General features: G+C 68.8%; 26 protein-coding genes. 17 read left to right on the top strand and 9 right to left on the bottom strand.

Annotated elements, in window-relative coordinates; genetic code table 11:
- Positions 1-286: 286 nt before the first annotated feature.
- On the bottom strand, positions 287-1312 hold the full coding sequence (locus BWI15_RS05605) for a hypothetical protein (protein WP_077013200.1): 1026 nt from the start codon (positions 1310-1312) through the stop codon (positions 287-289).
- Positions 1313-1599: 287 nt separating this feature from the next.
- Here BWI15_RS05605 and BWI15_RS05610 point away from each other — a divergent pair, with 287 nt between their 5' ends.
- The 3 genes from BWI15_RS05610 to BWI15_RS05620 all read left to right on the top strand — a co-directional run bounded on the left by BWI15_RS05610 (position 1600) and on the right by BWI15_RS05620 (position 4687).
- Positions 1600-2820, top strand: coding sequence for an NAD(P)/FAD-dependent oxidoreductase (locus BWI15_RS05610; protein WP_077013201.1), 1221 nt, complete (start codon positions 1600-1602; stop codon positions 2818-2820).
- Between the two features lie 21 nt (positions 2821-2841).
- Positions 2842-3780, top strand: a complete 939-nt coding sequence (locus BWI15_RS05615; protein ID WP_077013202.1) for a sigma-70 family RNA polymerase sigma factor — start codon at positions 2842-2844, stop codon at positions 3778-3780.
- A 142-nt stretch (positions 3781-3922) separates the two neighbouring features.
- A complete protein-coding gene (locus BWI15_RS05620; RefSeq protein ID WP_077013203.1) occupies positions 3923-4687 on the top strand; it encodes a class I SAM-dependent methyltransferase in 765 nt (254 codons plus the stop codon).
- 26 nt (positions 4688-4713) lie between these two features.
- Here the strand turns inward: BWI15_RS05620 and BWI15_RS05625 are convergent, their stop codons facing one another.
- Entirely contained in the window at positions 4714-5604 is an 891-nt protein-coding gene (locus BWI15_RS05625) for a phosphotransferase family protein (protein WP_168197266.1), read from the bottom strand.
- A 314-nt stretch (positions 5605-5918) separates the two neighbouring features.
- Here BWI15_RS05625 and BWI15_RS05630 point away from each other — a divergent pair, with 314 nt between their 5' ends.
- Entirely contained in the window at positions 5919-6899 is a 981-nt protein-coding gene (locus tag BWI15_RS05630) for a phosphotransferase (protein ID WP_077013205.1), read from the top strand.
- Between the two features lie 299 nt (positions 6900-7198).
- The gene (locus BWI15_RS05635; protein ID WP_330359526.1) at positions 7199-7504 is read left to right on the top strand and encodes an SbtR family transcriptional regulator; all 306 of its coding nucleotides are present in this window, start codon (positions 7199-7201) and stop codon (positions 7502-7504) included.
- A gap of 40 nt (positions 7505-7544) precedes the next feature.
- On the opposite strand, the gene BWI15_RS05640 is transcribed toward BWI15_RS05635, so the two are convergent.
- Positions 7545-8480 (bottom strand): CPBP family intramembrane glutamic endopeptidase, encoded by a 936-nt coding sequence (locus BWI15_RS05640; protein ID WP_237771140.1) that lies wholly within the window; start codon positions 8478-8480, stop codon positions 7545-7547.
- Here BWI15_RS05640 and BWI15_RS05645 point away from each other — a divergent pair.
- Positions 8460-9128: a TetR/AcrR family transcriptional regulator gene (locus BWI15_RS05645; protein WP_077013206.1), complete on the top strand. Its 669-nt coding sequence runs from the start codon at positions 8460-8462 to the stop codon at positions 9126-9128. The genes BWI15_RS05640 and BWI15_RS05645 overlap by 21 nt on opposite strands.
- Positions 9129-9173: 45 nt before the next feature.
- Positions 9174-10127, top strand: coding sequence for a phosphotransferase family protein (locus BWI15_RS05650; protein ID WP_077013207.1), 954 nt, complete (start codon positions 9174-9176; stop codon positions 10125-10127).
- A gap of 115 nt (positions 10128-10242) precedes the next feature.
- Here the strand turns inward: BWI15_RS05650 and smpB are convergent, their stop codons facing one another.
- Complete coding sequence (gene smpB, locus BWI15_RS05655; RefSeq protein ID WP_077013208.1) at positions 10243-10722, bottom strand: SsrA-binding protein SmpB; 480 nt, start codon at positions 10720-10722, stop codon at positions 10243-10245.
- Between the two features lie 205 nt (positions 10723-10927).
- Positions 10928-11230, bottom strand: coding sequence for a hypothetical protein (locus BWI15_RS05660; RefSeq protein WP_077013209.1), 303 nt, complete (start codon positions 11228-11230; stop codon positions 10928-10930).
- Between the two features lie 218 nt (positions 11231-11448).
- Here BWI15_RS05660 and BWI15_RS05665 point away from each other — a divergent pair, with 218 nt between their 5' ends.
- The 3 genes from BWI15_RS05665 to BWI15_RS05675 all read left to right on the top strand — a co-directional run bounded on the left by BWI15_RS05665 (position 11449) and on the right by BWI15_RS05675 (position 14894).
- Complete coding sequence (locus BWI15_RS05665; protein WP_077013210.1) at positions 11449-13362, top strand: AAA family ATPase; 1914 nt, start codon at positions 11449-11451, stop codon at positions 13360-13362.
- A gap of 5 nt (positions 13363-13367) precedes the next feature.
- Positions 13368-14240 carry a helix-turn-helix transcriptional regulator gene (locus tag BWI15_RS05670; RefSeq protein WP_077013211.1) on the top strand — a complete coding sequence of 291 codons (873 nt, stop codon included), beginning with the start codon at positions 13368-13370 and terminating at the stop codon, positions 14238-14240.
- 180 nt (positions 14241-14420) lie between these two features.
- Entirely contained in the window at positions 14421-14894 is a 474-nt protein-coding gene (locus BWI15_RS05675; protein WP_077013212.1) for a GNAT family N-acetyltransferase, read from the top strand.
- 256 nt (positions 14895-15150) lie between these two features.
- Here BWI15_RS05675 and BWI15_RS05680 read toward each other — a convergent pair whose 3' ends face one another.
- Positions 15151-15699, bottom strand: a complete 549-nt coding sequence (locus BWI15_RS05680) for a hypothetical protein (protein WP_077013286.1) — start codon at positions 15697-15699, stop codon at positions 15151-15153.
- A 303-nt stretch (positions 15700-16002) separates the two neighbouring features.
- Between BWI15_RS05680 and BWI15_RS05685 the strand changes: the two genes are divergently transcribed.
- From BWI15_RS05685 to BWI15_RS05700, 4 genes are all read left to right on the top strand, one after another.
- The gene (locus BWI15_RS05685) at positions 16003-17217 is read left to right on the top strand and encodes an MFS transporter (protein WP_168197267.1); all 1215 of its coding nucleotides are present in this window, start codon (positions 16003-16005) and stop codon (positions 17215-17217) included.
- Positions 17218-17357: 140 nt separating this feature from the next.
- Positions 17358-18347 (top strand): ABC transporter ATP-binding protein, encoded by a 990-nt coding sequence (locus tag BWI15_RS05690; RefSeq protein WP_077013214.1) that lies wholly within the window; start codon positions 17358-17360, stop codon positions 18345-18347.
- Positions 18344-19120 (top strand): ABC-2 family transporter protein, encoded by a 777-nt coding sequence (locus tag BWI15_RS05695; protein ID WP_077013215.1) that lies wholly within the window; start codon positions 18344-18346, stop codon positions 19118-19120. The genes BWI15_RS05690 and BWI15_RS05695 overlap by 4 nt, the downstream gene beginning before the upstream one ends.
- A gap of 2 nt (positions 19121-19122) precedes the next feature.
- Entirely contained in the window at positions 19123-19899 is a 777-nt protein-coding gene (locus BWI15_RS05700) for an ABC transporter permease (protein ID WP_237771141.1), read from the top strand.
- An 11-nt stretch (positions 19900-19910) separates the two neighbouring features.
- Here the strand turns inward: BWI15_RS05700 and BWI15_RS05705 are convergent, their stop codons facing one another.
- A complete protein-coding gene (locus BWI15_RS05705; RefSeq protein ID WP_237771142.1) occupies positions 19911-20789 on the bottom strand; it encodes an AraC family transcriptional regulator in 879 nt (292 codons plus the stop codon).
- A 153-nt stretch (positions 20790-20942) separates the two neighbouring features.
- Here BWI15_RS05705 and BWI15_RS05710 point away from each other — a divergent pair, with 153 nt between their 5' ends.
- A complete protein-coding gene (locus BWI15_RS05710) occupies positions 20943-22025 on the top strand; it encodes an aldo/keto reductase (RefSeq protein ID WP_077013217.1) in 1083 nt (360 codons plus the stop codon).
- Here the strand turns inward: BWI15_RS05710 and BWI15_RS05715 are convergent.
- Both BWI15_RS05715 and BWI15_RS05720 read right to left on the bottom strand, forming a co-directional pair.
- Entirely contained in the window at positions 22022-22594 is a 573-nt protein-coding gene (locus tag BWI15_RS05715) for an ArsR/SmtB family transcription factor (protein WP_077013218.1), read from the bottom strand. The two genes, BWI15_RS05710 and BWI15_RS05715, sit on opposite strands and share 4 nt — an antisense overlap.
- 32 nt (positions 22595-22626) lie before the next feature.
- Positions 22627-23313, bottom strand: a complete 687-nt coding sequence (locus BWI15_RS05720) for a nucleotidyltransferase domain-containing protein (protein ID WP_077013219.1) — start codon at positions 23311-23313, stop codon at positions 22627-22629.
- Positions 23314-23330: 17 nt separating this feature from the next.
- Between BWI15_RS05720 and BWI15_RS05725 the strand changes: the two genes are divergently transcribed.
- Positions 23331-23981 (top strand): uridine kinase family protein, encoded by a 651-nt coding sequence (locus BWI15_RS05725; RefSeq protein ID WP_202817578.1) that lies wholly within the window; start codon positions 23331-23333, stop codon positions 23979-23981.
- Positions 23982-24012: 31 nt separating this feature from the next.
- Complete coding sequence (locus tag BWI15_RS05730) at positions 24013-24873, top strand: helix-turn-helix domain-containing protein (protein ID WP_077013289.1); 861 nt, start codon at positions 24013-24015, stop codon at positions 24871-24873.
- Positions 24874-24879: the final 6 nt, after the last annotated feature.

Raw genomic sequence — 24879 nt, forward strand, 5'->3', positions numbered from 1 at the left:
AGATCACTCCGTGCTGGGCGCGTTCCGGCGTGCGAAAAGGTGCAGGAACGGCTCACTCGCACCTTCTCGTGTGGATCGCAGCGGTAGCGGCAGACATCACACTTGCGTCAGAGCCAGGTCACGACGAAGGCAGCGGATCGAGCAGGTGTGGCCGTTGTTGCGGCTTACGTCATTGACTGGGTCGACATCCGCATGAGGAGCCGGCTACGGCCGAGGAACGGACCCCGGGACGAGTGATCTTCAGGTCGGTCGTGCCGAGGGGACGGCGTGGGCAGGCGACGAGCTGTCAGGCTGCGACCGCTTCGGTCAAGGTTGAACTGAGTTCCGCGGTACGGCGGGCGCGAAGGCCGCCGATCAGGCACAGCACTGCGCCGAGCGCGACCCAGGCGGCCAGCACGGTAACGGCTTGGGCGATGCCGCGGCCTTCGAAGAAGGCGGTGGAGCGCAGCAGTTGGCCGCCGGCGCCGGGAGGCATGAGTTGCCCGAGCATGCCGGACCATCCCGGCAGCATCTCGGGTGCGGTCGATGTCCCCGAGAGCGGATTGCCGACGAGCATCATCACGACGGCACCGATGCCAATCCCGGCGAAGCCGAGCAGCGATTCCAGCCCGAGAATGGTCAGGGACGTCGCCGCGATGGTGCTGGCGACGGCTCCGGCGTTGGCCAGATAGTTCCCGCTCAGTGACCCGAACCAGAACTGCAGGATCGCTGCCACCGCGAGACCACCGCAGATCGAGTAACCGAGTGCTCCGGTGACGCGGCGGCCGCTGCCGCGAACGAGTCTGGTCAGCAGTACAGCTCCCATCAGCCCGCCCATGACCAACGGCATCGCGCCTGCTGAAAGGCCAGCGCCGCGAGGGTCGTCGGCCGGGAGTGCAGCGATGTCACGCACACCGGACGGCGCCGCGGGCTGACTTGCCTGAGCCAGGCCGGCCGCCATGCTCTGCAGTGTTTGGGCGACGGCCGTGCTGCCGGCCGAGGCAACGATCACTTGCGGACTGCCGGTGCTGAGATCGATCGCGCCGTACACCTCCCGATCGCGGATGAGTTGCTCCGCCGCTGCCGTGTCGGCGACCTCGGTGATGTCGAAACCACCCGGCGCGCGCTGGTCCAGGGCGGCACGAACTTGCCCGGCCGCGCTGGTCGGCCCGGCTACCGCGATTGGCACGTCGTGAAGCGAGGACCGTGCCGATGGCCAGGCGAACGCGATCAGCAACATGCTGGTGATCGCCGTGAGGAGGGCTACTGTGCCGGCCGTCTGCGGCCATGGTGACGGGCGTGAAGTGGTGGCGAGCGGTGCCCGCGGGGTCATGTTTGCTCCTCGAAGTGTGTGGTCCTGAACGGTCCCCACCGCAACGTGCGGCGGGTTTGGGAGTCGATTCAGGTCAGCTCGTGCCGGATGGGGACGTAGTAGAGGCCGGCGTTTCCTTCCCTCTGAGCGACCTCGAGCACAAGACGCCACAGCCTCGGGAGTCCTGACAGGCTGTGGTGCAGATCACCCGGCTGGTGCTGTGACGCAGGCCATATCTCGTTCCTGTCAGCAATCGGGGCGCTGTCCCGCTCAACCCCACAAGAGCAACCGAACCGACAGGAGCACCAATGAAGCACCGAATCGTGGTCCTCGGCGCCGGCTACGCAGGGGCGTTCGTGGCCGGGACGCTGGCCCGCCGGCTGTCCCGGGCCGACACCGAGATCACCGTCGTCAACGCTGTGCCGGACTTCGTCCAGCGGCTGCGGCTCCACCAGCTCGCAGCCGGGCAGAAGATCGAGAATCCGCAGCTCACCGACGTCTTCGCCGGCACCGGGATCGAGTTGCGGCTGGCCCGCGTCACCACCGTCGACGCCGAGCGCCGGATCGTCACGGTCGCCGACGCCGACGGTGGCAGCGAGCTCGGATACGACACGCTGGTCTACGCGCTCGGCAGCCGCGGCGGCACCAGCGGCCTTCCCGGCGCCGCCGAGCACGCCTTCGACATCGCCAGCCGCCCCTCCGCACTGCGCCTGCGCGAACGCCTGGACAAGCTGGACCAGCGAACCGAAGGCGGGAGCGTCGTCGTCATCGGCGACGGGCTGACCGGCATCGAGAGCGCCACCGAGATCGCCGAGTCCCGACCCGGGCTGTCGGTCACACTGATCGCCCGCGGCGAACTCGGCGCCAGGCTTTCGACCGGTGCACGCGAGCACCTGCGCCGGGTCTGTGACCGGCTGAAGGTCGCCGTGCTCGAACACACCAGCGTCGAAGCCGTCGAGGCCGAACGAGTGCTTTGCGCCGACGGAACCGTCGTGGCTTCCGACGCGACCGTCTGGACGGCCGGGTTCGCGGTCGACCCGATCGCCGCCGAGACCGGGCTGGACGTGACCGAGGACGGTCGGATCGTCGTCGATCGCAGCATGCAATCGGTGTCACACTCGGGGATTTACGCGATCGGCGACGCCGCCTACGCCATCGGCGACAACGGACGACCGCTGCCGATGTCGTGCGCCTCGGCCGGCTACACCGGAACGCAGGCGATCGAAGCGATCATCGCCCGACTCACCGGCCGCGAGGTACGCCAGACCAAACTGCTGTACCACGGCAATCACATCAGCCTCGGCCGGCGCGACGGAATCGTGCAGATGGTCGACGACCAAGGACTCGCGAAACCGAAGCACACCGGCGGACGCAGCGCCGCGTTGATCAAGACCGGCATCGTCAAGGCGTCGCTGTGGGCCACCTCGCATCCGACCTTCGGCATGCCCAAGCGCAAGCACCGGGTCACCGCCGAGCCGCGCACGCTGACCGCCGTACGGAGGCCGGAAACACCGGCTGAGATCGCCTGACGGCCACTAGAGTCAGCTTTCGTGGACAGCATCGCCATCGATCGCTTCGAGGCCAGCCGGAACCGGCTGGCCTCGCTGGCCTACCGTCTGCTCGGTTCGGCGGTCGATGCCGAAGACGCGGTACAGGACGCGTTCCTGCACTGGCAGGCGACCGATCGGGACCAGATCAAGGTGCCGGAAGCCTGGCTGACCAAGGTCGTCACCAACCTGTGCCTCGACCGTCTTCGCTCGGCGCAGCACCGGCGCGAACGCACGGCCGGCAATTGGCTGCCCGAACCGTTGCTCGGCGGTGACCCGATGCTCGGCCCGGCCGAGACGTTCGAGCAGCGCGAATCGGTCTCGCTGGCCGTGCTGACTCTGCTGGAACGCCTGGCCCCCGTCGAACGAGCCGTCTACGTCCTGCGCGAAGCCTTCTCCTACAGCCACGCCGAGGTCGCCGAGATCCTCGACATCACCGAGTCCGCCAGCCAGCAGCACCTCCACCGGGCCCGGCACCGCATCACCAGCGCATCGCACCGCGGCCAACAGGTCAATCGTGCGTCCGCCCGCAGCATCGTCGAGGAGTTCCTGGCCGCCGCCTCCTCAGGCCGCACCGAGCGCCTGGTGGCGCTTCTCACCGACAACGCCACCGCGATCTCCGACCACGCCGGCCTGACCGAGACCCTGCTGCGGTACGACACACCACAGCGCATCGCGGCGATCGTCCGCGGCGGCTTCAAATCCAGCCCCGCGAAACGCCGCCTCGCCGGCGGCACTCCCGCGATCCACTACGCGGAGGTCAACGGCGGGCCCGCGATCCTCTTCGTGGTCGACGAGCGAGTCGTCGGAGTCGTGACGTTCGACATCACCGACGGAAAGATCGCAACAGTACGCGGCATCGCCGCCCCCGCGAGGCTCACCCGTATCACCACCACCTGGCGCCGGCACGAACCGGGGACCCCACTCGTCGCCGAGTGGTGACAGCGAAACCGCCTTGAGGCCCGCCAACTGGTCGCGTCGACGTCAGCACGTCGTCCGGGGACCTCGGCATGTGGTCCGGTAGCGCCCTCCGGCGGCGGAAAATGGCAAGCGCCGGAGCGTGGATGAGTGTCAGGATGCCGGCATGGTTGCGCGCGCGTTGAGCTTCGGGGTGGTAGCGGAAGCGTATGAACGCTTCCGGCCCGGGTATCCCACGGAACTGCTCGAGCTGGTGATGGCGTACGCCGATGTGCCTATTCGGACCGCCCTCGAAATCGGCGCCGGGACGGGCAAGGCGACGCGCTTGTTCGCGCACGGAGGGATCGCGGTCACGGCGACCGAGCCTGACGCGGCGATGCTCGTGGAGCTGCGCAAGCACGTGCCGGCGAACGTCTCAACGGTGCAAGCCGCTTTCGAGGACTTGCCGCTGGATTCGTCGTACGAGCTGGTGTATTCGGCGGCCGCGCTGCACTGGACCAAACCTGAGGGCCGGTGGGATCGCATGGCCGCGCTCGTCCGACCGGGTGGCGTGTTCGCCTCGTTCGCTGTGCCGATCCAGTTGGCCGACCCGGCCCTCAAGGAGGCCGTGCGTGCGGCGCGTGCGCCGTACCTGGAGAACGACGGTGTCCCGTCGCCTGATGCAACACCACCGGCGGATCGCGCGATGGAATGGCCCGGCACAGAGTTGCTGGAGGCCGAGTGGTTCACCGATGTGCGGCAGGCGGTGATCGAACGGCGTCTGACGATGAGTGCCGAGGACTACGTCGGACAGCTCTCGACGGTCTCGGCGTACGTGATGCTGCCGCCCGCCGAGCGGGACCAGGTCTTCCGCCGAATCCTCGAGGTCCTGCCAGAAACCGTGGAGCTCAACGCGGAGATCACCGCCCACCTCGCCCGCCGCCGGCACTAGGACGACGCAGGCACCACCGCGCCCGACTACTCGAGTTGCGCCAGCAAGCAGTCGCGCGCGGCGGCCCGTCGAGCGGCTTGCCACTCGGCGCTCTTCTGCCAGTAGTAGTGGGACTTCGTCTCGGGGGCCAGCGCAGCGATGTCGAACGTGGTCAGAGCGAGGTGGACCTGCTCCCAACTCGGCAGCGGCACCTTGCGATGTTCGGCGTACGCCGTCCAGAGGTGCCGGCGGAGGTCGCCGTACGAGCGTTCGGCGGCCCAGCTTGCGCTGTCCCACTGGCTGCAGGTGAAGTCGACAAGAGGATTCAGCACACCTCCGAATCCCCAGTCGAGAATTCCGGTCAAGGTCCCGGATGCGTCGAGCAGCAAGTGGTTTTCGTAGAGGTCGCCGTGGGCAAGGACCGGGTCCATCGCGTCGACAGCTTCGAGTGCTTCGAGCAACGTCTTCCGCGCTGCCGGGCCGAGGAAAGGTGCGACCGATTCGGCAAGGCGTTCGGTGCCGCCCAGTTCGCGGAGGGGCGAGTAGCAGTCGGTCGCGGTCGGTGGGGTCGGCGGCGGTTCCGACCAGGCGTTGGCCCACAGGCGCGGTGGGACGTGCTCGACATCGACGTCGTGGCACGCTGCGATCGCTGTGCCGAGCTGTTCCGCCAGGATTCGCAGGTGTTCTGGCGACGTGTCGTCGGGCACCGAGCCTCGGAGCCGAGTGACGGCGAAGAACGGGTACGGCGAGATCGCGGGCTCGTCCCAGCGGCCGAGCAGCTTTGAGACGAGCGGGTGGTCGACGGTTGCGTAGACGTCGCATTCGCGTTCGAGCTGCGCGACGATCGTGTGGTTGCGGGGGAACAGAAAGGCGCGATCGTCGGCGAGCAGCACATGTTTTGTGGCTCCGTCGAACCGCGGCTCGATCGGGCCTGCCACCTCGCAGAGCTTCCTGAATCGCTGGAGTTGGGTCTGGACGAGGACAGCGGAGACGGCTGTTTCGTCATCCATGGCGAGCCAACGACGGACGCGTTCCTGGCGGGAGTTCGTGCACCTGCGGTCTCCTGTCGACTGCCTGCGTCGCGCTCCGTCGAACACGTCGGTGTCAGGCTCCCTGCAGAACTCGGGAAGCTCTCGATTTTCATCGTATGCGGTACCGGAACGACTTCGTCGCCGTAGCCGTTGATCACTGACGACGCTCATCGCTGACCTCGGAGGGACCCTTGCACACGCCGACTCCGGAGGAAATCGCGGTGGCGTTCGATCTGGGTGTGCCCGTGGGCGGCCTCGAGCACGTCAGGCGCGGTGACACCGATGCCTGGCGGCTCGACACCACGACCGGACGGTATTTCGTCAAGGGGTACTTTCCGACGACGGGCGGTCAGTTCCACGGCGACGACTTGATCGACCAACTGGCGGTCGCGATGGAGTTCGAGCGCCTGGCGCTCGAGGCAGGCGTGGACATGCCGGAGCCGATCACGCCGGTCGAACCCGTCCTGGGATGGTTGGCCCGCATCGAAGACCGGCTCTTTCGGGTTCACCGGTGGATCGATGTTCGAACGCCTCAGCCCGGTGGAGACATCTCGGCGTGGCTCGGCCCGACGATGGTGCAGGTCCATCGGCTGCAGCCACTCGGCCGGGTCGGCTTGCCTCAGTGGTGGCGGCAAGCGGTCCAGGCGCCGGCGACCTGGGAGGGCTGGTTCGCCGAGGCCCGCGATCGTCATGCCTCGTGGGCGGGCCTGTATCGGGACAGCCTTCCCCACATCCTTGCGGTCACCGAACGGATCGCGGAGCTTTGCGACGTCGCCCCGGATCTCGTGACAACTCATGGCGATTTCAAGATCCACAACATCGTCATGTCCGACTTGGGGCCCGTGCTCGTGGACTGGGACAGCGTCCGGGCCGACAGTGCAGCCCTCGAGGCGGGTCGGGTCGCGTACATCTTCGGAGACGGAAACCCCGAGCAGGTCAGGAAAGTGCTGACCGCGTACGTCGCTGCCGGCGGCGACGTGGGCTGGGCCGGGTCGGATCTGTTCCTCAGCGTGGCCAGGAATCAGGTTCAGGTTCTCAGCGAGCAGATCCGGGTCTCACTCGGGGAGGCCGCTGCGGCGCGATGGATGGGGGACTGGGCGGCGGTTGAGGCTGCCATCGGTACGACGTTGCGAGACCTTCCCGGCAAGATCGACCACTTGCGATACCTCGCGACGATGGTCGGCGGCCCCCGCTGGGGTTAGCTCGGTGATGTCGACGAGCTTGGCTGGCACGTCGTGCGTCAGCAGGTCTGTCAGTAGGTGGCCGAGCCGGGGAGGGAAGATCGTCTCGGTCGCTTCGGCCAGCTCGGAGGCTTGCCATCAGCGGAAGCCCGAGATGTTGCGGGCTTCGTACTCGGACAAGTGGAGCAGGCGGTCGTCTTCATCCAGCAACAGGAGCTTGACTTCGCGTCTCGCCACGGGCCAACAGTAAGTGGTCGGGCCTCTCCTAGAGATCGCGGTACGCGGACGCTCAGGGCATCAGGCCCGCGGAACGACGTGAACTGGACCGCCCGGCTCGTGGTCGCCAACGTGTCGACACGCTTCTCGCGATGATCGAAGCGGGCGAGATCGCGCATGCCGATACCCGGACCGAGTTGCTCGGGGCCATCGATGGCATTCTCGAAGCCGGCCGTACGAGCGGGGAACTCCGCGCCGACGTCGCCGTCGAGGACATCGCGGCCGCTCTCATCGGGATCTTCACAGTGGCAGGCAAGCCCGCGCATGCAGCGATGGCGGCTCGGCTGCTGAACCTGCTGATGGACGGACTCCGCCTTTCTTCCGGCGGTCAACGCAAGATGGCTGAGTGAGCGTGTGTATCGCTGAAGTCAAGCGTGCCTTTGAGGGCGGTCACAGCAGGGGCAGCAGGATGCGTGCCGCGTTGACGGCGCCGTGGATGACGAGGATCGGCCACATCACGCGGTACTTGCTCCAGAGGTACCCGAGCAGCAGTCCGAGGACGCCCTGGTTGACGAAGGTCGACGCGAGGTCGACCGGCAGGTCGCCAGTGCGCTGGATGGCGACGTGCCAGGCTGCCCAGAGCAGGGACGCGAGCACGATTGCCGGCCACCGGCCGAGAATCGACTCCCACCTCGACTGCAGCCAGCGCCGGTAGAAGAGCTCCTCGATCACGCTGTTGACGAGGAACACGGTGACGACGACGAGGACGAGCGTGGTCATGCTCACGGTGGAGGCGAAGTCGCTGAACGGCATCGCCCACGGACCCGCGTAACTGAGCAGGGCCCAGATGCTCACCGGTACCACGGGAGCCCACCGTCGCCACCCGTCCAGTACCGCGCGCTCCGGCTGCCAGGCGGTGCCCTTGCGCCGCAGGATGAAGAACATCGCAAGGGGGACAGCCAGCAAAAGTAGGAGCTTCAACAGGGTGTGAGCCGGCTCGCCACCACCGATCAGTCGCAGCGTCACTGCGAAGAGCACGGCTGAGCCCAGAAGGACTCCCGCCTCGAGTCGGGGTCGGCGCTGGGTCGGTGCGGTCGCGATGGCGGGACCCGGCATCAGTCGCGCCAACGTAAGGCCGGCGAGGACTGGAATCCAACGCAACCACATCGGGATGGTGTCGTCGGTGTCCGCCGAGTACCGGACGTCGGTGGAGCCGGTCAGCACGAACCACAGTGCCGATCCGAGGATCGACAGCAGTCCGCCGAAGAGCACGATCGTGCTCGCAGCGCGCGCCGTCGTCGCACCACCTTTATTTAGCATGCGCGTACTGTATAAGAGACCGTACGCGCGTGCTATAACCGGTGCGTGCCGAAAATCGTCGATCACGCGCAGCGCCGCGAAGAGCTGGCCCGCGTGGTGTGGGACGTCATCAGCCGCGACGGCATCGAGGGTGTGACGGTGCGCAAGGTCGCGGACGAGGCCGGCGTCTCGGTAGGCGGGCTGCGACATTACTTCGACAGCCAGCGGGGTCTGCTTCTGTTCGCGGCGAAGGCGATGGCCGACAAAGTCGCTGCCCGCATCACCGCACATCTCGACGGCGACATACCCGGCCGCGACCGGGCCCGGCTGATGCTCGAGGAACTTCTGCCGTTGGACGCCGACCGGCGGGTGGACGTCGACGTATGGCTGGCCTGCATGATGCGCTCGCGCTACGACGACGCACTCGCCGAACTGCAGGCATCGGGATTTCCTGGCGAACGGCACATCTGCCGGCTGGCGGTCGCGTACGCCTGCGGTCAACCGGCTCCGGAACGCATCGGCGATCCGCTCGGGGATCCTCGTCTCGACCGGCAGTCCGCGCGTCTGCACACGTTCGTCGACGGACTCACCTTGCACGCGGCGATGTACCCGCGAGAATTCCCGGCCGAGGAGATCCGGCGACTCCTGGACGAGGAACTCACCGCCCTCCTTCCCGACCCACGGGAAGACCTCGGCCCGCCCGACAGCACCGGCAATCAGCGTTCTCACCAGTGAGAAACTCCTTCGCGAAGGCCGCCGTTTGGATGATGTGGTGGCACGGTGACGTACCACGATGAGGCGATGGCGGTCCGGCCGTTGACGCTGGCTTGGGTGAACCGGCACCTGGCGGTTGGCGAACGGATCGTCGGGACTGAAGTGCTGCATGGCGGCATCACGGCCGAGATGCGGAGGCTGACCCTCGGCGCGCGGGACGGGAGCACCCGTCAGCTGGTACTGCGGAGCTTCGTCGACGTGGAGTGGGCCGAGGATTGGCTGAGCAGGGAGGCCGGTGCGCTGAGCCTGCTCGCGGGGACCGGCGTACCGGCTCCTGGGTTGGTCGCGGTTGATGCGACCGGGGTGCATTGTGAGTATCCGTCGCTGCTGATGACGCATCTGGCGGGCCGGACGGTTCTCGGGGACGAGGGGTTGGAGGCACGCGTCCCTGCGCTGGCTCGTCAGCTCGTGGCGATCCACGCGGTGCGGCCTGTTGAGCGGCCTCGCGAATATGTTGCCTTGACGACTGCTGACACGGTCGTGGTGCCGCGGGGTGCGGACACGGCGGTCTGGGGTGCGGCGATTGATGTGATCCGGACGCCGGCGCCGGCGTACGAGGGGCGGTTCCTGCATCGGGATTTCCAGCCTGGCAACGTGTTGTTCGACGTGTCCTCTTCAGGGTCGGCAGGTGTGCGTATCACCGGGGTTGTCGACTGGGCGGCGGCGTCCTGGGGTCCGGCGGATCTTGATGTGGCGCACTGCGCCGTTAGTCTTGCGCTGCTGCACGGGCCGAGGTGGGGTCTGCGGTTTGCTGCGGCGTACGAGGAGGCCGGCGGGGTTCTGGCCGCGGCGAAGAGCGAGCGGCTGTATTGGCAGGTGCGGGATGCGCTGGCGTCCTCGGAAGAAGTTCAGGTGGTGTCGCAGCCATGGCGTGAGGCAGGGAGGACGGAGCTGACGACGCGGGTGGTGGAGGAGCGGCTGGATGCCTATGTCGCCGCGCTGATGGACACGCTGGGTTGAGATCCAGGGGTTGACCGCCGGGCGTGGAGGACTCCCCGCGGACCGGCCGCAGGATCCGACGATGAGCTGGATGCGGCACTCCGACGAGTACGCCGACCAGCGGTGACGCCGGGGATCAGTCCGAGCGACCCTTCAGCCGGCGGCTGACCGCGCGTTCGGCTTCCCGGGTCGCCTCGCGCTCGGCGAGCGTCTGCCGCTTGTCCCAGGTCTTCTTGCCGCGGGCCAGCGCGATCTCGACCTTCGCGCGACCGTCCTTGAAGTAGAGCAGCACCGGGACGATCGTCAGCCCGCTCTCGTTGACCTTGCGCTCGATCTTGTCGATCTGGGCCCGGTGCAGCAGCAACTTCCGCTTGCGGCGTGAGCCGTCGTTGAACCAGCGGGCCTGCGTGTACTGCGGAATGTGCACGCCGTGCAACCAGATCTCCCGGTCCTCGACAGAACCGAAGCCACCGACCAGGGACGCCCGGCCGGCACGGAGTGCCTTCACCTCCGGCCCCTGCAGCACGATCCCCGCCTCCCAGGACTCGCCCAGGTGGTAGTCGTGGGCAGCCTTGCGGTTGCGCGCGATCACGGGGTCGGTCTGGGGCTTCTTCACGGGGCAATTCTGCCTCGGCAGTCCGCCCTGGGAGCCGATCGGGGCCGAATTCGCCGTCCTGGCCGAGCACCGCATTGCTCTCTGCGGCGAGACCGAGTGATGTCCGAGGACCTCCCGCCCTCTCCCCGCTGAATCCAGTTCGCGGACTTCTTGCGCGGTTCCGGCCGCCGCCCGCGTCGCGGCCGAGGCTGGGTGGACTCCGCCGTCAGCGCACGATCGGGGTCTTCACGCTGGGCGAAGTACTGAACGGCTTGTGGCCGCGCAGCCGAGCGGTTGCGGCAAATGCGGCTCCGGTCACGGCGATCCCGCCGACGGTCCCTGCGCCGATCTGCACCAGGTCAAGATCGCCGTCCTGGTGTTGGGGCGAGGGCACCGGTCCTGCGGAGACCTTCCCGCCGGACTCGTGTTTGTTGATGGCGCTGGCCGGCGAGCTGAGGGTCAGCGGGAGGCCGGCGATGCCGATGGTTGCGGCGATGGCGGCGATTCTGGTGATGGTTCTGGTGGTCATTGGATGTCACTCCTTCGTGGGTTGGACCTGCCAATGACTGTCCGGGACGAGGAGTGCCGTCGGCATCGGGTATTCGCGCTCGAAGAGGCCGCCGTTCGCCTTATGTCACTGCGGCTGTGCCTTAGGTGCGGTGAGGATGCCGACGCCCGTTCGCCGGGCCTGGCAATTGCGGCGTAGTCGCACTATGACCGCACTCGATCGGGGCGCATGATGGGGGCATGGCCGGCTTGGTGGTCGGACGCGAGGCCGAGGCTGCGGTATTGCGAGGATCGATCGCGGATCTGCCGGAGCACTCGGCGGCCGCGGTGGTTCGGGGTGAGGCGGGCATTGGGAAGACGGTGCTCGTCCAGTCAGTTCTCGACGAATACTCCGGCAGCGGCGTGCGGATCTTTCGCGGCGCCTGCGCGCCGATGTCCGGTGCGACCGCCTACAGCGGCCTCGGCACCACGGTGACTGCTGCGCTGAGCCAACCTGCGGCATCCGGCCAGTTCCCGTCGGCAGCCGCGGCCCGAGCCTGGTCGATGCAGACCCTCACGGGCGTGCTCGACAGCGACTCGGCGCAAGGCACGATCCTGCTGGTCGAGGACATTCACTGGGCGGATTGGTCCACGCTCGATTTCCTCGCCCATGTGACCCGTAACCTGCCCGACCGGCGGCTGCTGGTCCTGCTGACGTGGCGGGACGAGGCGGCTCATCCCGACCGCCTGACCTGGCTGGCGGAACTGCTGCGCTGTCCGGCCGTGATCGACTTGCCGCTGCGCCGACTGACAACTCGGGAGACGTCGGAGCAGGTGAGCGGTCTTCGACCCGGCTGTACGGCGGACATGGTCGCTGCCATCCACCAACGCAGCGCGGGCAATCCCTATCTCAACGCCGAACTGGCCCGCGGCGACTTGACGGTGCCGGCTTCGTTGCGTCAACTGTTGCTCGCGCGTCTGCAAGTACTCTCGCCGCCGGCTCGGGTGATTGTCGCGGCCACCGGAACGCTGGCTCGCGCTCTCGACGACGATGACCTGCTGGCGGTGGTGAGCGGTGCCGCCGACGCCGTACGAGAGGCCTGTGATTCCGGTCTGGTGATCCGCGACCCGGCGGTCGGCTGCGCCGCGCGGCACCCGGTGATCGCCGAGGTCGCCTACGACCAGCTGCTGTCTCCGGAACGCCGCGACCTGCACGCACGACTCGCACAGCATTTGGCCGGCCGTGTTCGCAGCGATGCCTCCGCATCGGTGATCGCCGAGGTCGCTGAGCAGTACCATCGTGCCGGCGAGCGAGATGCGGCGTTCGGTTGGGCTTTGAAGGCCGCTCGTGCCGCCGAGAAGGAGTGCGCGTTCGCGGAGGCCGGCCACTGGTTCTCCGTGGCTTCGTCGCTCTGGAGTCCCTCGGACTTGGCCGATGACCTGGCGACGCATCGCCTAGTGCTCGCCGAGCGGGCGGCCTCGCTGCTGGGCGGCGCCGGCCGGCACGCCGAGGCTCTCGCCTTGCTCGAGGCCACGGTGGACGAGACCGGCGCCGAGTTGGGCTTGCTTGAGGCCTTGCTGATGCGGGGGAGATTGCGTGCGCTGACCGATGACCTCGCCGGCGCGCTGGCGGACCTCGAGCGAGCTCAGCGTCTGGTGCCGGCCGGCGACGACCGAGCGCTCGGACAGGTCTGCATCGCGCACGCGGTGGCGGTGAATGCTTACGGCCGCCAGACCGAGGTCACTGAGGCCGCCCGGCTGGCGTTGGAGTACGCGACCCGAGCGGGTGACATCCGGACGATTGGACAGGCCCGGGCGACGCTGAGCTGGGTCGCCGTGAGCGAGGGCCGGTTCGACGACGCAGTCGACGAGGCGCAGGCCGCGCTGACGATCGCTCGCGACCTCGCCGAGCCGGAAGATCTGGCCATGGCAGCAATGCAGCTGACTTACGCGTACGGCGTGCACGGCGATACCGACAACGTCCTGGCGGTCGCCGAGATGATCCAGCCCGAGCTCCGGAGCCTGATGGTCAACGAGCATTGGGTCGAGGGCGTCATCGAAAACAATGCCGTGTGCGAGCTCCGTCTCGCCGGCCGGTGGGATGAGGCGCTGCACAGGGACGACAGAGGCCGGTTGCCCTCCGGACCGGCGTCAAGAACGCCGAGCTCGCGCTGATCCACATGGAGCGTGGGAACCTGCCGAAGGCCGTCGAACTGATGCAGGGGCAAGAGCAGTACGCGGTCGACGACCAGCCCATGATGAAGCGCGACTATGCAACCATCGCTGCCGAGCTGCGTCTGCTGCAGCAGCGTCCTCACGAGGCCCTGGCCCTTGCACTGGACGCCGCCGAACTCAGCCACGACACCGACGACGAATTGGTGTCGGGAGGGCTGCTACGGATCGGCCTCGAAGCGGCGGTCGCGTCGCAGTCACCCGAAGGCTTCGATCGACTCGTGACACTGCTTCCGCGCGCCGTGTTCGGGGTCGAGGCCGCAGCGCTGGCCGCGATCGTCGACGGAGAACGGTCCCGGATCCGCGGCACTCCCGACCCGATTCCGTGGCTCACCGCCGCCCAGGAGTGGGTGTCACTCGGCCGGCCGTACTGGGAGGCGCAAGCACGACTGCGGGCAGCCGAGGCGCTGCTGATTGACCGCGGGCACCCTGGCAGCCGAGGCAGGGCGACCGGCGAACTCCAAGCGGCGCGACGGATCGCCGAGCAACTCGGCGCGGTACCGCTGCTCGGCCAGATTCTGAAGCTGGCGAAGATTGCCCGGATTCATCTCGACGACTCCGCGACCGAGCACCGCGCGGACACCACCAGCACGCACCCATCGTTGACCGAACGTGAACGTCAGGTGCTGACGCTGGTCGCGGCCGGGCGGACGAATCGCGAAATCGGCGCGATGCTCTACATGAGCCCGAAGACTGCCAGCGTTCACGTCACCCACATCTTCGAGAAGCTCGGCGTGCGGACCCGCGTCCAGCTCGCCGCCGAAGCGATCCGGCTCGGACTTCTGGACAACCGCGCAGCACCGCCTGACGACGGCGGGTGAGCGTTCTGTGGTTGCGCGCATTCAGCGTCGGTGAAGCTGTCCTGCTCGAGTTTGATTGATCAGCGACCTGACCTTGCCGATACTCGCCCGATCAGCACGGGGAGAGGGATACGCAGTAGAAAGGCGTTCGCCTGGAAATGCGAGGGGATCTCAGCGAAGTCATGAGTATCGTGCGGGTCTATGAGCATCAGCGTGCGGTCCTACGAATCCGGCGATGCCGAGGCGACCTGGGAGGCGTACTTCCGGGCGATTCGTGACACCGCGTCGAAGGACTACTCGGCGGAGCAGATCGCCGCGTGGGCGCCGGAGTCGGTGGATCTGGCGGAGTGGAACGAACGCCGTTCGGCTGCTCATACCTTCGTCGCGGTCGTCGGCGGGCGGGTCGTGGGGTTCAGTGACGTCACCGGCGACGGACTGCTCGACATGCTCTTCGTGCATCCGGACGCCGGCGGCCGGGGTGTCGCGCGGGCGCTCGTCGAGGCGGTTGTCGCCAAGGCTCGCGAGCTGGGGCTGTCCGAGCTTCGCACTCACGCGAGCCGAACGGCCCGGCCCGCGTTCGAGCGGTTCGGCTTCGAGGTGGAGCGGGCGAACGACCAGAACCGGATCCGGGGGCAGAACGTGCCGAACTACGACATGCGGTTGACGGTCGGCTAGATCCGCGCGGCAGGCTCGGGCTGGCGTGGTGTTGCCGGGGCATTGATCGGGTACCACGCTGGGGGCGTGGTCAATCCTTGCCGGAGGCCCCAATCAGCCGCACGGCCTGACCCGGTCCTGCGCGCGAGGAGAGATCGTCAGCGCGCTGACCATCTCTCTCGACACGTTCGAGTACAGCTACTACGTAAGCCCGCCGCTGCGGGTGACCAGGTGCTGAGCTCGACCCGTTGACCGGCGGCTGTGTCCCGCGGGTGGGTCAGCCCAGGGCGCGGCGGAGGATGCCCTTGTGGACCTCGCTGGCTCGTTGTTGTTCGCCGGCGAAGGCGCTGACGACGACCAGGGCGCCGGTGACGGCGGGGACCGCCCACTGGAGGACTGCCAGTCGGCGCTGGGCTGAGGCGACGTCGGGTGGGGTGGTGGCGGCGGGTTCGGTGCCTGATTCTGCCGGTACGTCGGTTTGCGCGGAGACCTTCTTGCCGAGGGCTCGGCTGTAGGCGGTTGCGGCGAGCGAGATCGCGGTCAGGGCGGTTTTCAGCATCACCATCGAGCCGACGCCGCGTTGGCCTTTGATGCGCGGGGCGTTGTCCGCGAGCTGGACCACGGAGCCGATCAGGTGGGAGCCGATGGCGGCGGCGTTGACCGGTGTCCAGCGGTCCCATCCGACGTTGGCGACGGCGCCGGTCTTGTTGGGGCTGCCGGCCTGGGCCGCGGCGGCGTTCAGGGCGACCGCGTTCGCGAGCGTGCCGCCGAACCAGGCGGCGAGGCCGACGTCGTGCATCGAGCGAGCGAGAGTGTTGCGGGCCATCGGAGTCTCCTTCGTCGGGATGATTCCGGCGGCGGTACCCACGGATGGGTGCGGGTAACCGAGATGGGGGCACGGTGTCCTGAGAGCGGAGTCGCGGTCAGCGGCTGCGACCACGGCCGTGGCCTGCAGTGTCTCGACTCCGAGGTCGCCGTCGGAATCGGTGTGATCACCTGCTGTAGGCGGGCTCTTCGGACCAACCGTTCTCGTCGAGTGACGTCGACGGCGTTCCGCTGGCGGCGAAAACGGTTCGCTGGGGGTGAACCGGGCTGGTGGCCTGCGGCGGTCGGCCGCGAGGGTTCGGGGATGCGATGGCGCGTGGTGAGCAGCAATCCGGAGTTCCGCAAGTTGTGGATCGGGCAAGGGGTTTCGGCGGCGGGGACGGCCGTGACGGGCATGGCGTTGCCGTTGGTGGCGGTGGTGGGGTTGGGGGCCTCGGCGGCGGAGATGGGAGTGCTCGCGGCGCTTGCCGTCGTACCGCATCTGGTGTTGGGGCTGCCGGCCGGAGTGTGGGTGGATCGGGGGAGTCGGCGACGGTTCATGGTGGTCGCCGACGTGGGGCGGGCGGGGTTGCTGGCAGCGATTCCGTTGCTGGCGGCAACTGGTGAGCTGCGGATGCCGCATCTGTACGTCGTGGCGGTGCTGACCGGCGCGTTGACAGTGGTCTCCGACACGGCCTCGCTGGCCTTGCTGCCGGCGCTGGTGCGGCGCGAGGAACTGGTGGAGGCCAACAGCGCTTCGATGTTGAGTCAGACGCTGGCGTCGACGGCTGGGCCTGCGGGAGCGGGGTTGTTGATCCAGCTCCTCAGCGCGCCGGTGGCGGTCGCGGTGGACGCGGTGTCGTACGTCGGGTCGGCGGTGGCTTCGTTCCTGATCAAGGAGCCGCCGCGGGAGACACCCCAAACATCGTGGCCCAGGCTCGACCTGACGACAGGGCTGAAGGAGCTGTTCAGAGATCCGGTGCTGGCCGGGCTCACACGCTCGGCGACCGTGGCGGCTGTAGCCGGCGCGATGCAGGGGCCGCTGGTAGTGCTCTACCTCGTGCGCGAACTGCACTGGTCACCGCTCCTGGTGGGCGTCGCGATCACCACCCTCGGCGCCTCCTCCGTATTCGGCACGCTCATCGCACCGGCGTACAGCAACAAACTCGGGATCGGACCGGCGTACCTGATCGGCCAACTGATCGCCTCGTGCGCCGGCTTCGCGTTGGCCTTGGCGTGGTGGCCGTTGGTCTTCATCGGGCAAGTGATGACCGGACTCGGCATGCCCCTGTACGGCGTACCGCAGCGCGCGCTCCGGCAGGCGCTGGTGCCCGACCACCTGCTCGGCCGTACGACGGCCGCCTGGCGCACCTTGGTGATCGGCGGCCAGACCGTCGGCGCTCTAGCCGGTGGACTCGTCGGCACGCTGCTGGACCTCCGAGCCGCACTGGTGCTCAGCAGTCTCGGAATGCTGGCCGGGCTGATGCTGGCCCTCCTGTCACCAGTGAAGACTCTTCGTCAGCTGCCGAGCACCGGGTAGCGCAGGATGCAGACACCGCCGACCGCTTTCAGCACTCCAGGAGAACCTTCGACGGACGCTGGAGGGTGCCAACGCTGAAGAAGCTCAGCGCCTCAGCGGCCAAGTCTCAAATCTTGCATCACAGTTCTAGGTTGAGATTCATGACAGCTGGAGCACCTCCCGTCCGTGTCGACGGCCTGACGATGACGTTCCGGGCACCGGTTCGCGAGGCCGGATTGCGGGCCGCTCTGCGCTCGGTGGCGCGGCGGGAGTACCGGACGGTCGAGGCGGTCACCGGCCTCTCGTTCGAGCTCGCGGCCGGTGAGGTGGTCGGGTTCATCGGGCCCAACGGCGCCGGCAAGACGACCACGATGAAGATCCTGTCCGGCATCCTGCACCCGACCGCGGGCGAGGTCCAGGTGCTCGGCTTCGTCCCGTGGCACCGCAAGGCCGACTACCTGCGGCGGATCGCGCTGATTCGCGGCAGCCAGCCGATCGGCGGCCCGGCGGAGCTGACCGTGATGGACTCGATGCGGTACCAGCGCGTCCTGTACGCCGTACCGCGGGACGACCGGACGATCGACGAGCTGGTCGAGCTGCTCGACATCGGCGACCTCCTGCAACGGCAGGTCCGCGCGCTCAGCCTCGGCGAGCGGATGCGCGCCGGCCTCGCCCTGGCTCTGCTCTACCGCCCGAAGGTCCTGTTCCTCGACGAGCCGACGCTCGGTCTCGACGTCCTGGCCGCGGGGGCGCTGCGCCGGTTCGTCGCCGAGTACGCCGCCCGCACCGGCGCCACGATTCTGCTGACCAGCCACTACATGGCCGACGTCGAAACCCTCTGCAAGCGGGTGATCCTGATCGACAAGAGCCGCATCCGGTACGACGGCGGGCTCGACGCGCTGACCACCAGGCTCTCGCCGTACAAGTTGCTCAAGGTGTCGGTCGCCGATCCCACCGGGACGGAGTGGGAGCGGTTCGGCGAGGTCGAGCACAGCGAGGACGGCAAGGTCGTGCTGCGCGTCCGCCGGGACGAGGTGCCGGCCGTGACCGGCGCGCTGCTCGCGCAGGTGCCGGTCGTCGATCTCGCGGTCGAGGACCCGTCGCTGGACGTCGTGATGGACCGCTTCTACCGCGATGGAATCCCCTCATGACGATCGCGGTACGGCGTACGGCGCTGCTGCTCGGGATGGCGATCTGGCGCAGCTCGGTGCAGTGGTGGAGCTTCCGATCGTTCGTGATCACGCTGGTCGCCGGGCGGACCGTGACGCCGCTGCTGGGATTGTTCGTCTGGTCGGCGGCCGTCCCTGGTGACGCGGGCATCACCACGTACTACGTGGTGCTGCTCGCCGTGCAGCTGATGACGGTCTCCTACGAGCACCACACGTTGGCGAGCGACATCTACGGCGGCGACTTCGCCGTCGAGCTGGTCAAACCGCAGCCGGTCGTGCTGGACCTGCTCGGGACCAACCTGGCGTTGCGCTTCTGGCATCTGATGTTCGGAGCCCCGGTCATCGTCGCGGTCGCCCTGCTGGCGGAGATCTCCTTGCACGGCGTCGATCTGCTGCTCGCGCTGCCGGCCATCTTGCTCGCGGCCGGGTTGAGATTCGTGTTCACCTACACGCTGGCCCTGACCGCGGTCTGGACGCAACGGGCGCACGGCGCGGTCGCGATGGGGGAGACGCTGATCTTCCTGCTCGGTGGGACGGCGGCGCCGCTGACCTTCCTGCCCGAACCGTTCCGGGCGGCCGGGGCCGTGCTGCCGTTCTGGTCGATGCTCGGGGCACCGGCGGAAATTGCCGCGGGCAACATCGACGCCGTGCTCGAGGTGTACGCCGTCCAGCTCGGCTGGCTGGCCGTGACCAGCGCGATCGCCGTTGTGGTCTGGCGCCGCGCGGTTCGCCGATTCACGGCTTTCGGAGGATGACGATGGTGCTGAAACTGTTCGGGGCGTTGTTCTCGATGTCGCTGCGGCGGTCGCTGGCCTTCCGGGCCGACCTGCTGTTCGAGCTCGTCATGACGCTCGTCGGCGCCGGTGCGGCGGTTGCCGCGCTCGGGGTCGTCTACACGCGGACGGACACGCTCGCCGGCTGGTCGCCGGGAGAGGCGATCGCGTTGCTGGGCACGTTCCAGCTCGTGTCCGGCTTGCGCACCGCGTTCGTCGAGCCGAACCTGCAGTGGTTCGGCGACCAGGTGAAGAGCGGCCGGTTCGACGCGATCCTGCTGCAACCGGCGCCGAGCATGTTCCTCGCCAGCCTCGCAACCTGTACGCCGGCCGCCCTCGTGCAGGTTGCCCTCGGCATCGGCATCACGGCCGCCGGGGTCATCCAGGCCGAGGTCACGCTGACCGTCGCCGGAGTGGCGAGCTGGCTGATCCTGGTCGTCGCGGCGACCGTGACGATGTGGGCGACGCGGATCGCGCTGGCCTCGGTGGTGTTCTGGGCGCTCGGGCTCAACCTGGACATCCTCTACGACGCGGTGTGGCAGTTCGGGCGGTATCCCGTCCAGGTCTACCGCTCCACCTTGCAGTCGGTGCTCACGTACGTCGTACCGGTCGCCCTGCTCGCCACCGTGCCGGTCGACGCGCTCCGCGACGGCAGCTTCGTCGCGGTCCCCGCCGCGGTGGTCGTTGCCGCAGGCACCAGTACGGCGGCGTGGGTGATCTGGCGCAGGGGACTCAGGCGCTACACCAGCGCGACGAGCTAGGGCGTCTCGCCCTAGCCGGCGCGCAAGCGAGCGGCGTCCTGGCCGGGCGGCGTACCGAAGAGGCGGCGGTACTCGCGGTTGAACTGTGACGGGCTGTCGTACCCGACCAGGTGCCCGACTCCGGCGATGTCGCGCGGATGGGCCGCGAGCAACGAGCGCGCTTCCTGGAGCCGGATGCGTTTCTGGAACTGCAACGGGCTCAGCGCCGTGATCGCGCGGAAGTGCCGGTGGAAGGCCGCCGGGCTCATCCCGGCCAGGCTCGCCAGATCTGCGACGCGCAGCGGTTCGGCGTAGTTGTCGCGGATCCAGCGGATCGCGCGGTTGACGTGGGTCAGGCTGCTGTCGGCGAGGCCGATCTGGCGGATCACGTCGCCGTGCGGGCCGGTGAGCAGCCGCCAGAGCAGCTCGCGCTCGATCAGCGGGGCGAGCACGGGCACGTCGGACGGCGAATCGAGCAGTCGCAGCAGTCGGGCGGCCGCGTCCAGGATCTCGGGATCGGCCGGGCCGGTGGCGATGGCCGACGCGCCGGCGGCGGTACGGCGTACTGGCGGGGCCTGGAGCAGCAAGGGAGCGATCGCGTCCGGGCGCAGCGTGACGGCCATCCCCAGGGCGGGCGTCCGCGGGCTCGCGCCGACGAAGTGACCGGACACCGGGAGGTCGGTGGTGACGACGAACAGGTCGCCGGCCCGGTAGTCGAAGGTCTGGTCGCCGAGCAGGAGGCGCTTGCCGCCCTGGGCCATCACGACCAGCAGCGGTTCGGTGAGCGAGTAGTCCGGCGCCGAGGACTCGACCTTCGACAGCGTCAGCCCGTCGACGGCGGTCCGCAGGTCGGGGCGGGCGTGTCTCGCGATGCGCTCGCGGAGCTCGGTCAGCAGCTGGTCTCGGTGCACCTCCTCAGCCAAACACGACGACATTCCCGGTGCAACCTGATCTGATCGTGCTTGAGAGGAATAGGCAAGAGCTGGAGGGAATCGGTCTACCGGGTCACAGGGTGCCCGCGATGGGATGGAGCCATCAGATTCAGACACCGTTGGGAGCACCTCATGGGACTCGATCAGTACGTCACCCTCGGCCGGTCCGGGCTGCGGGTCAGCCCGTTCGCGCTCGGCGCGATGACCTTCGGCGACGACGCCGGCGGCGCCGGTTGCAGCGTCGAGGAGTCGGAGAAGATCCTCGCGACCTACCTCGATCGCGGCGGGAATTTCGTCGACACGGCCAACTTCTACACCAACGGCCACTCGGAGAAGATCCTCGGTGACTACCTCGCAGCCCGGCCCGGGCAGCGCGAGCACGTGGTGCTGGCGTCGAAGTTCTTCGGCAACATGTGGCCCGGCGACCCGAACGGGGGCGGCGCGGGCCGGGGTTCGATCGTCGCGCAACTGGAGCACACACTGCGTCGGCTGCAGACCGACTACCTGGATGTCTACTGGTTGCACAATTGGGACCGGCACACGCCGATCGAGGAGACACTGCGCACGCTCGACGATCTCGTCCGGGCCGGCAAGATCCGGTACGTCGGCTTCTCGAACACTCCGGCCTGGGTCACCGCGCAGGCCCAGACCACCGCGCTGCTGAAGGGCTGGACGCCGTTGATCGCGCTGCAGGTCGAGTACTCGCTGCTGGCGCGGACCGTCGAAGGGGAGCTGGCGCCGCTCGCGCTCGACCAGGGGATGGCGCTGGTGCCGTGGAGCCCGCTCAAGAACGGGTTCCTGTCCGGCAAGTACCGGCGCGGGACCGACGTCGTGGACTCGGTGCGGGCGGCGTACGTCGGTGGGCCGAGCGAGGCGGAGTACGCCGTGATCGACGCCGTCGCGGCGGTGGCCGACGAGCTCGGGAGGTCCTCGGCGGCGGTGGCGCTGGCCTGGCTGCGCGCGCGCCAGGGGACCGTCGTACCGATCGTCGGCGCTCGGCGGGTCGAGCACCTGGAGAGCAATCTCGTCGCGCTCGAGGTGTCGCTGAGCGAAGAGCAGGTGCGGCGGCTCGACGAGGTGTCGGCGCCGACGCTGAACTATCCGGCGCCGATGCACGGCGCGCAGCGGGCGATGCTGCAGTTCGCCGGGACGACGGTCGACGGGGAGAGCTCGACGATCTACCCGCCGCTCCTGCACAGCGACGTGCGGTACTAGTCGCGCTTCGGGGGCAGGGCCGGGTAGTCGTGGATCGGGTAGACGCCGGTGACGAAGCCGTACGTCGTGTCGCCGGAGCGGGGCAGCGTGTCGAACTCGTGCACGAGCTGCTCGACGCGGTCCCAGAACTCGGCCACCCGCTCGTCGGGGATCCGCGCGTGCCGGATGAACGAGCGCAGCCGGCCGGCGTCGTACGCGCCGATCGACTCCTTCGCCGCGACCTCGAAGTCGTTGAAGTCCGGCGGCAGGTCGACGCCGTCGACCCGGCGGCCGAGGCCGACGAAGAACATCCGGGCCGCGCGACCGTAGTACCGCTCGTCGATCGCGCGCACCCGGCGGGTCCGGACGACGCGCAGGATGCCGGCGTCGGTCAGCACCTTGACGTGGTGCGCGACGGTGCTCTTCGGCCGTTTGACCGCGGCGGCCAGCTCGCTGACGGTCGCGGCGCGCTCGTGCAGCAGGCCGAGGATCGTGGTTCGCAGCGGGTCGCTGATCGCCCGCACCTGCTCGGCCGTGGTGAGCTCGATCGTCTCCTCGAGCTCGTAGTCCGGAACGGCGGAATCGGCCATGATCCGGTCAGACTAGCACCGCCGATCCGGGCTCAGCCGCGCTCGCCGGCCACGCGGTATCCGGCGAAAAGCGGGCCGCCGGCAAGCGTCAGCACCTCCTCGGCGAGGCCGCGGATCGCCGGCGTGCTGCCGCGCGCCGCCAGCCAGCGGTCGGCGTACGCGGGATCGAGATCGCGCAACTCCCGGAGCAACCACTTGCCGTTCCCGATCCAGTGGTTGCGGAAGTTCAGGGTCGCCTCGGCGGTCCGGAGCCAGGCGTACGTCGCGACGACCGCCTGCTCGCCGTCCGGCGCGTGGGCGAGGTCGTCGAGCAGGTCGGTCAGGGCGTACCGGATGGTGTCCTGCTCGGCTTGGTCGAGCGGCGCCGGACCCGCCTGGAGAGTCCGGCGCGCGGCCGCCTGGGTGCCGGCGGCGTCGCCGGTCACCACGGTGCCGAGGGCAACCATCCGGTGCAGGACCGGCCGTCGGCCGGGCAAGTCCATGGCCAGGTAGTGCGCGAGGCTGGCCTGGTCGTGGACGAACAGCTCGACCGGCCAGCCGTCGTAGCGCAGCGACTCCCGTCGCGGGGCGCCGGTGGATCCGTCCGGCAGCAGCACGACGATGTCGAGGTCGGAGCCTGCCGTGCGCGCCGACGTCAGGACGCTGCCGGACAGGATGACCCAGACTGCCTGCGGGAAGAGCTCGGCTGCCAGCTGTCGAGTGGTCTGCAGGGGATCCATGCAGACATCATGGGGCAATGCGAACTGGGCCCGGTGAACCGGTGGTGGCGGAGTGGAAGACCGTCTCGTTGGCGGAGTTCGTGTCGGGGGTGATGAGCGCGGGGCCTCGGGTGGTGGCCGTCGACGGGCGTAGCGGGAGTGGGAAGTCCACGTTGGCCGGGCGGTTGTCCGCTGCGGTGCCAGGAGCCGTGGTGGTGCATGCGGACGACGTCGCGTGGCATGCGCCGATGTTCGGGTGGAGCGAGCTGCTGGCGCACGGCGTGCTGGAGCCGGTCCGGCGGCGCGAGGCGGTGGCGTATCGGCCGCCGGCTTGGGAGGAGCGTGGACGGCCGGGGGCGATCGAGGTGCCGGCGGACGCCTCGGTGGTGATTGTCGAAGGTGTGGGCGCCGGGCGGACAGAGCTGGCCGGGCTGATCGACGTACTGGTGTGGGTGCAGTCGGACTTCGACGAGGCCGAGAAGCGGGGCATCGCCCGGGACATCGCCTCGGGGGTCAACGGTGATGCGCAGGCGTCGATCGACTTCTGGCACGACTGGCTGGCCGCGGAGATGCCGTTCCTGGAGCGCGATCGGCCGTGGGAACGGGCGGACGTCGTGGTCGCGGGGACGTCCCCGGAGCCGCAGGATGCCGCCACGGTCCGGATCGCGGGGCACGCGCTGAGGTCTTGACGCCGGGTCGGTGGCCCGCTTCGGTGCCAGCATGGCCGGTGTGGAGTCGTACGTCGAACGCCCGCCGCTGCCGGAGCTGGCGCGCGTCGTACGGACCGTGTGGATCCAGCGCACCGGCGACGCGGCGTACGTGCAACGGCACCTGCCCACCGGTGGGGTCGAGCTGCACTTCCCGATCGGCGGGCGGCCGCAGCTGGTCGGGCCGCTGACCGGACCGGAGGTCGAGGTCATCCCGGCGCACACCACGATCGTCGGCGCGCGGTTCCTGCCGGGTACGGCGCCGCCGCTTCCGGCGATGCTCGACGACCTGGTCGATCAGCGGCTGGCGCTGACCGAGCTGTGGGGGAGTCTGGTCGACCGGCTGGTGGAGGCGATGGCCCTGGCCGGTACGCCGGAACGCGCGCTGCTGATCCTGCAAGGCCATCTCCAGCGGGAGTTCCAGGGTGGCGTCGACCCGCTCGTGGGTGAGGCCGTGCGGGCGCTGATGCCGTGGCAGCCGCTCAACATCGATGCCTTGGCCGGGCACTTGGCGTTGTCGCCCAGTCAGTTGCGGCGCCGGTGTCTGCAGTCGGTCGGCGTGAGTCCGAAGGTTCTGCAACGGACGTTGCGGTTCCAGGGGTTCCTCGCGCTGGCGCAGGCCGGAGCGACCGCGACCGGGCGGCGCGGAGCCGACGGCATGGCGGGACTGGCGATCGACGTCGGGTACGCCGATCAGGCGCATCTCAGCCGGGAGTGCCTGCGACTGACCGGGCTGACGCCGAGCCAGCTGCTCGGCGGCACGGTCGATCGGTGTCTGTGCGGCCACGACCACTCGGCGTCGTACCGGCCGTTCCTGGCGGGCCGTCGTCGGGTGCTCGATTTGTTCAAGACGGAGCTGGTGCGCGGAGCCTAGGTTCGG

Origin of the sequence: Kribbella sp. ALI-6-A, assembly GCF_001984195.1 — a bacterium.
In the GTDB taxonomy this organism is placed as follows: Bacteria; Actinomycetota; Actinomycetes; order Propionibacteriales; family Kribbellaceae; genus Kribbella.

Bases quoted from the DNA above. Each gene is read 5' to 3' on its own strand.
- BWI15_RS05685 (WP_168197267.1), top strand. From the start codon at position 16,003: ATGCGATGGCGCGTGGTGAGCAGCAATCCGGAGTTCCGCAAGTTGTGG.
- BWI15_RS05670 (WP_077013211.1), top strand. From the start codon at position 13,368: ATGGAGCGTGGGAACCTGCCGAAGGCCGTCGAACTGATGCAGGGGCAA.
- BWI15_RS05605 (WP_077013200.1), bottom strand. From the start codon at position 1,312: ATGACCCCGCGGGCACCGCTCGCCACCACTTCACGCCCGTCACCATGG.
- BWI15_RS05700 (WP_237771141.1), top strand. From the start codon at position 19,123: ATGGTGCTGAAACTGTTCGGGGCGTTGTTCTCGATGTCGCTGCGGCGG.
- BWI15_RS05680 (WP_077013286.1), bottom strand. From the start codon at position 15,699: ATGGCCCGCAACACTCTCGCTCGCTCGATGCACGACGTCGGCCTCGCC.
- BWI15_RS05725 (WP_202817578.1), top strand. From the start codon at position 23,331: ATGCGAACTGGGCCCGGTGAACCGGTGGTGGCGGAGTGGAAGACCGTC.
- BWI15_RS05710 (WP_077013217.1), top strand. From the start codon at position 20,943: ATGGGACTCGATCAGTACGTCACCCTCGGCCGGTCCGGGCTGCGGGTC.
- BWI15_RS05675 (WP_077013212.1), top strand. From the start codon at position 14,421: ATGAGCATCAGCGTGCGGTCCTACGAATCCGGCGATGCCGAGGCGACC.
- BWI15_RS05730 (WP_077013289.1), top strand. From the start codon at position 24,013: ATGGCCGGTGTGGAGTCGTACGTCGAACGCCCGCCGCTGCCGGAGCTG.
- BWI15_RS05695 (WP_077013215.1), top strand. From the start codon at position 18,344: ATGACGATCGCGGTACGGCGTACGGCGCTGCTGCTCGGGATGGCGATC.
- BWI15_RS05660 (WP_077013209.1), bottom strand. From the start codon at position 11,230: ATGACCACCAGAACCATCACCAGAATCGCCGCCATCGCCGCAACCATC.
- BWI15_RS05720 (WP_077013219.1), bottom strand. From the start codon at position 23,313: ATGGATCCCCTGCAGACCACTCGACAGCTGGCAGCCGAGCTCTTCCCG.
- BWI15_RS05620 (WP_077013203.1), top strand. From the start codon at position 3,923: ATGGTTGCGCGCGCGTTGAGCTTCGGGGTGGTAGCGGAAGCGTATGAA.
- BWI15_RS05715 (WP_077013218.1), bottom strand. From the start codon at position 22,594: ATGGCCGATTCCGCCGTTCCGGACTACGAGCTCGAGGAGACGATCGAG.
- BWI15_RS05610 (WP_077013201.1), top strand. From the start codon at position 1,600: ATGAAGCACCGAATCGTGGTCCTCGGCGCCGGCTACGCAGGGGCGTTC.
- BWI15_RS05665 (WP_077013210.1), top strand. From the start codon at position 11,449: ATGGCCGGCTTGGTGGTCGGACGCGAGGCCGAGGCTGCGGTATTGCGA.
- BWI15_RS05690 (WP_077013214.1), top strand. From the start codon at position 17,358: ATGACAGCTGGAGCACCTCCCGTCCGTGTCGACGGCCTGACGATGACG.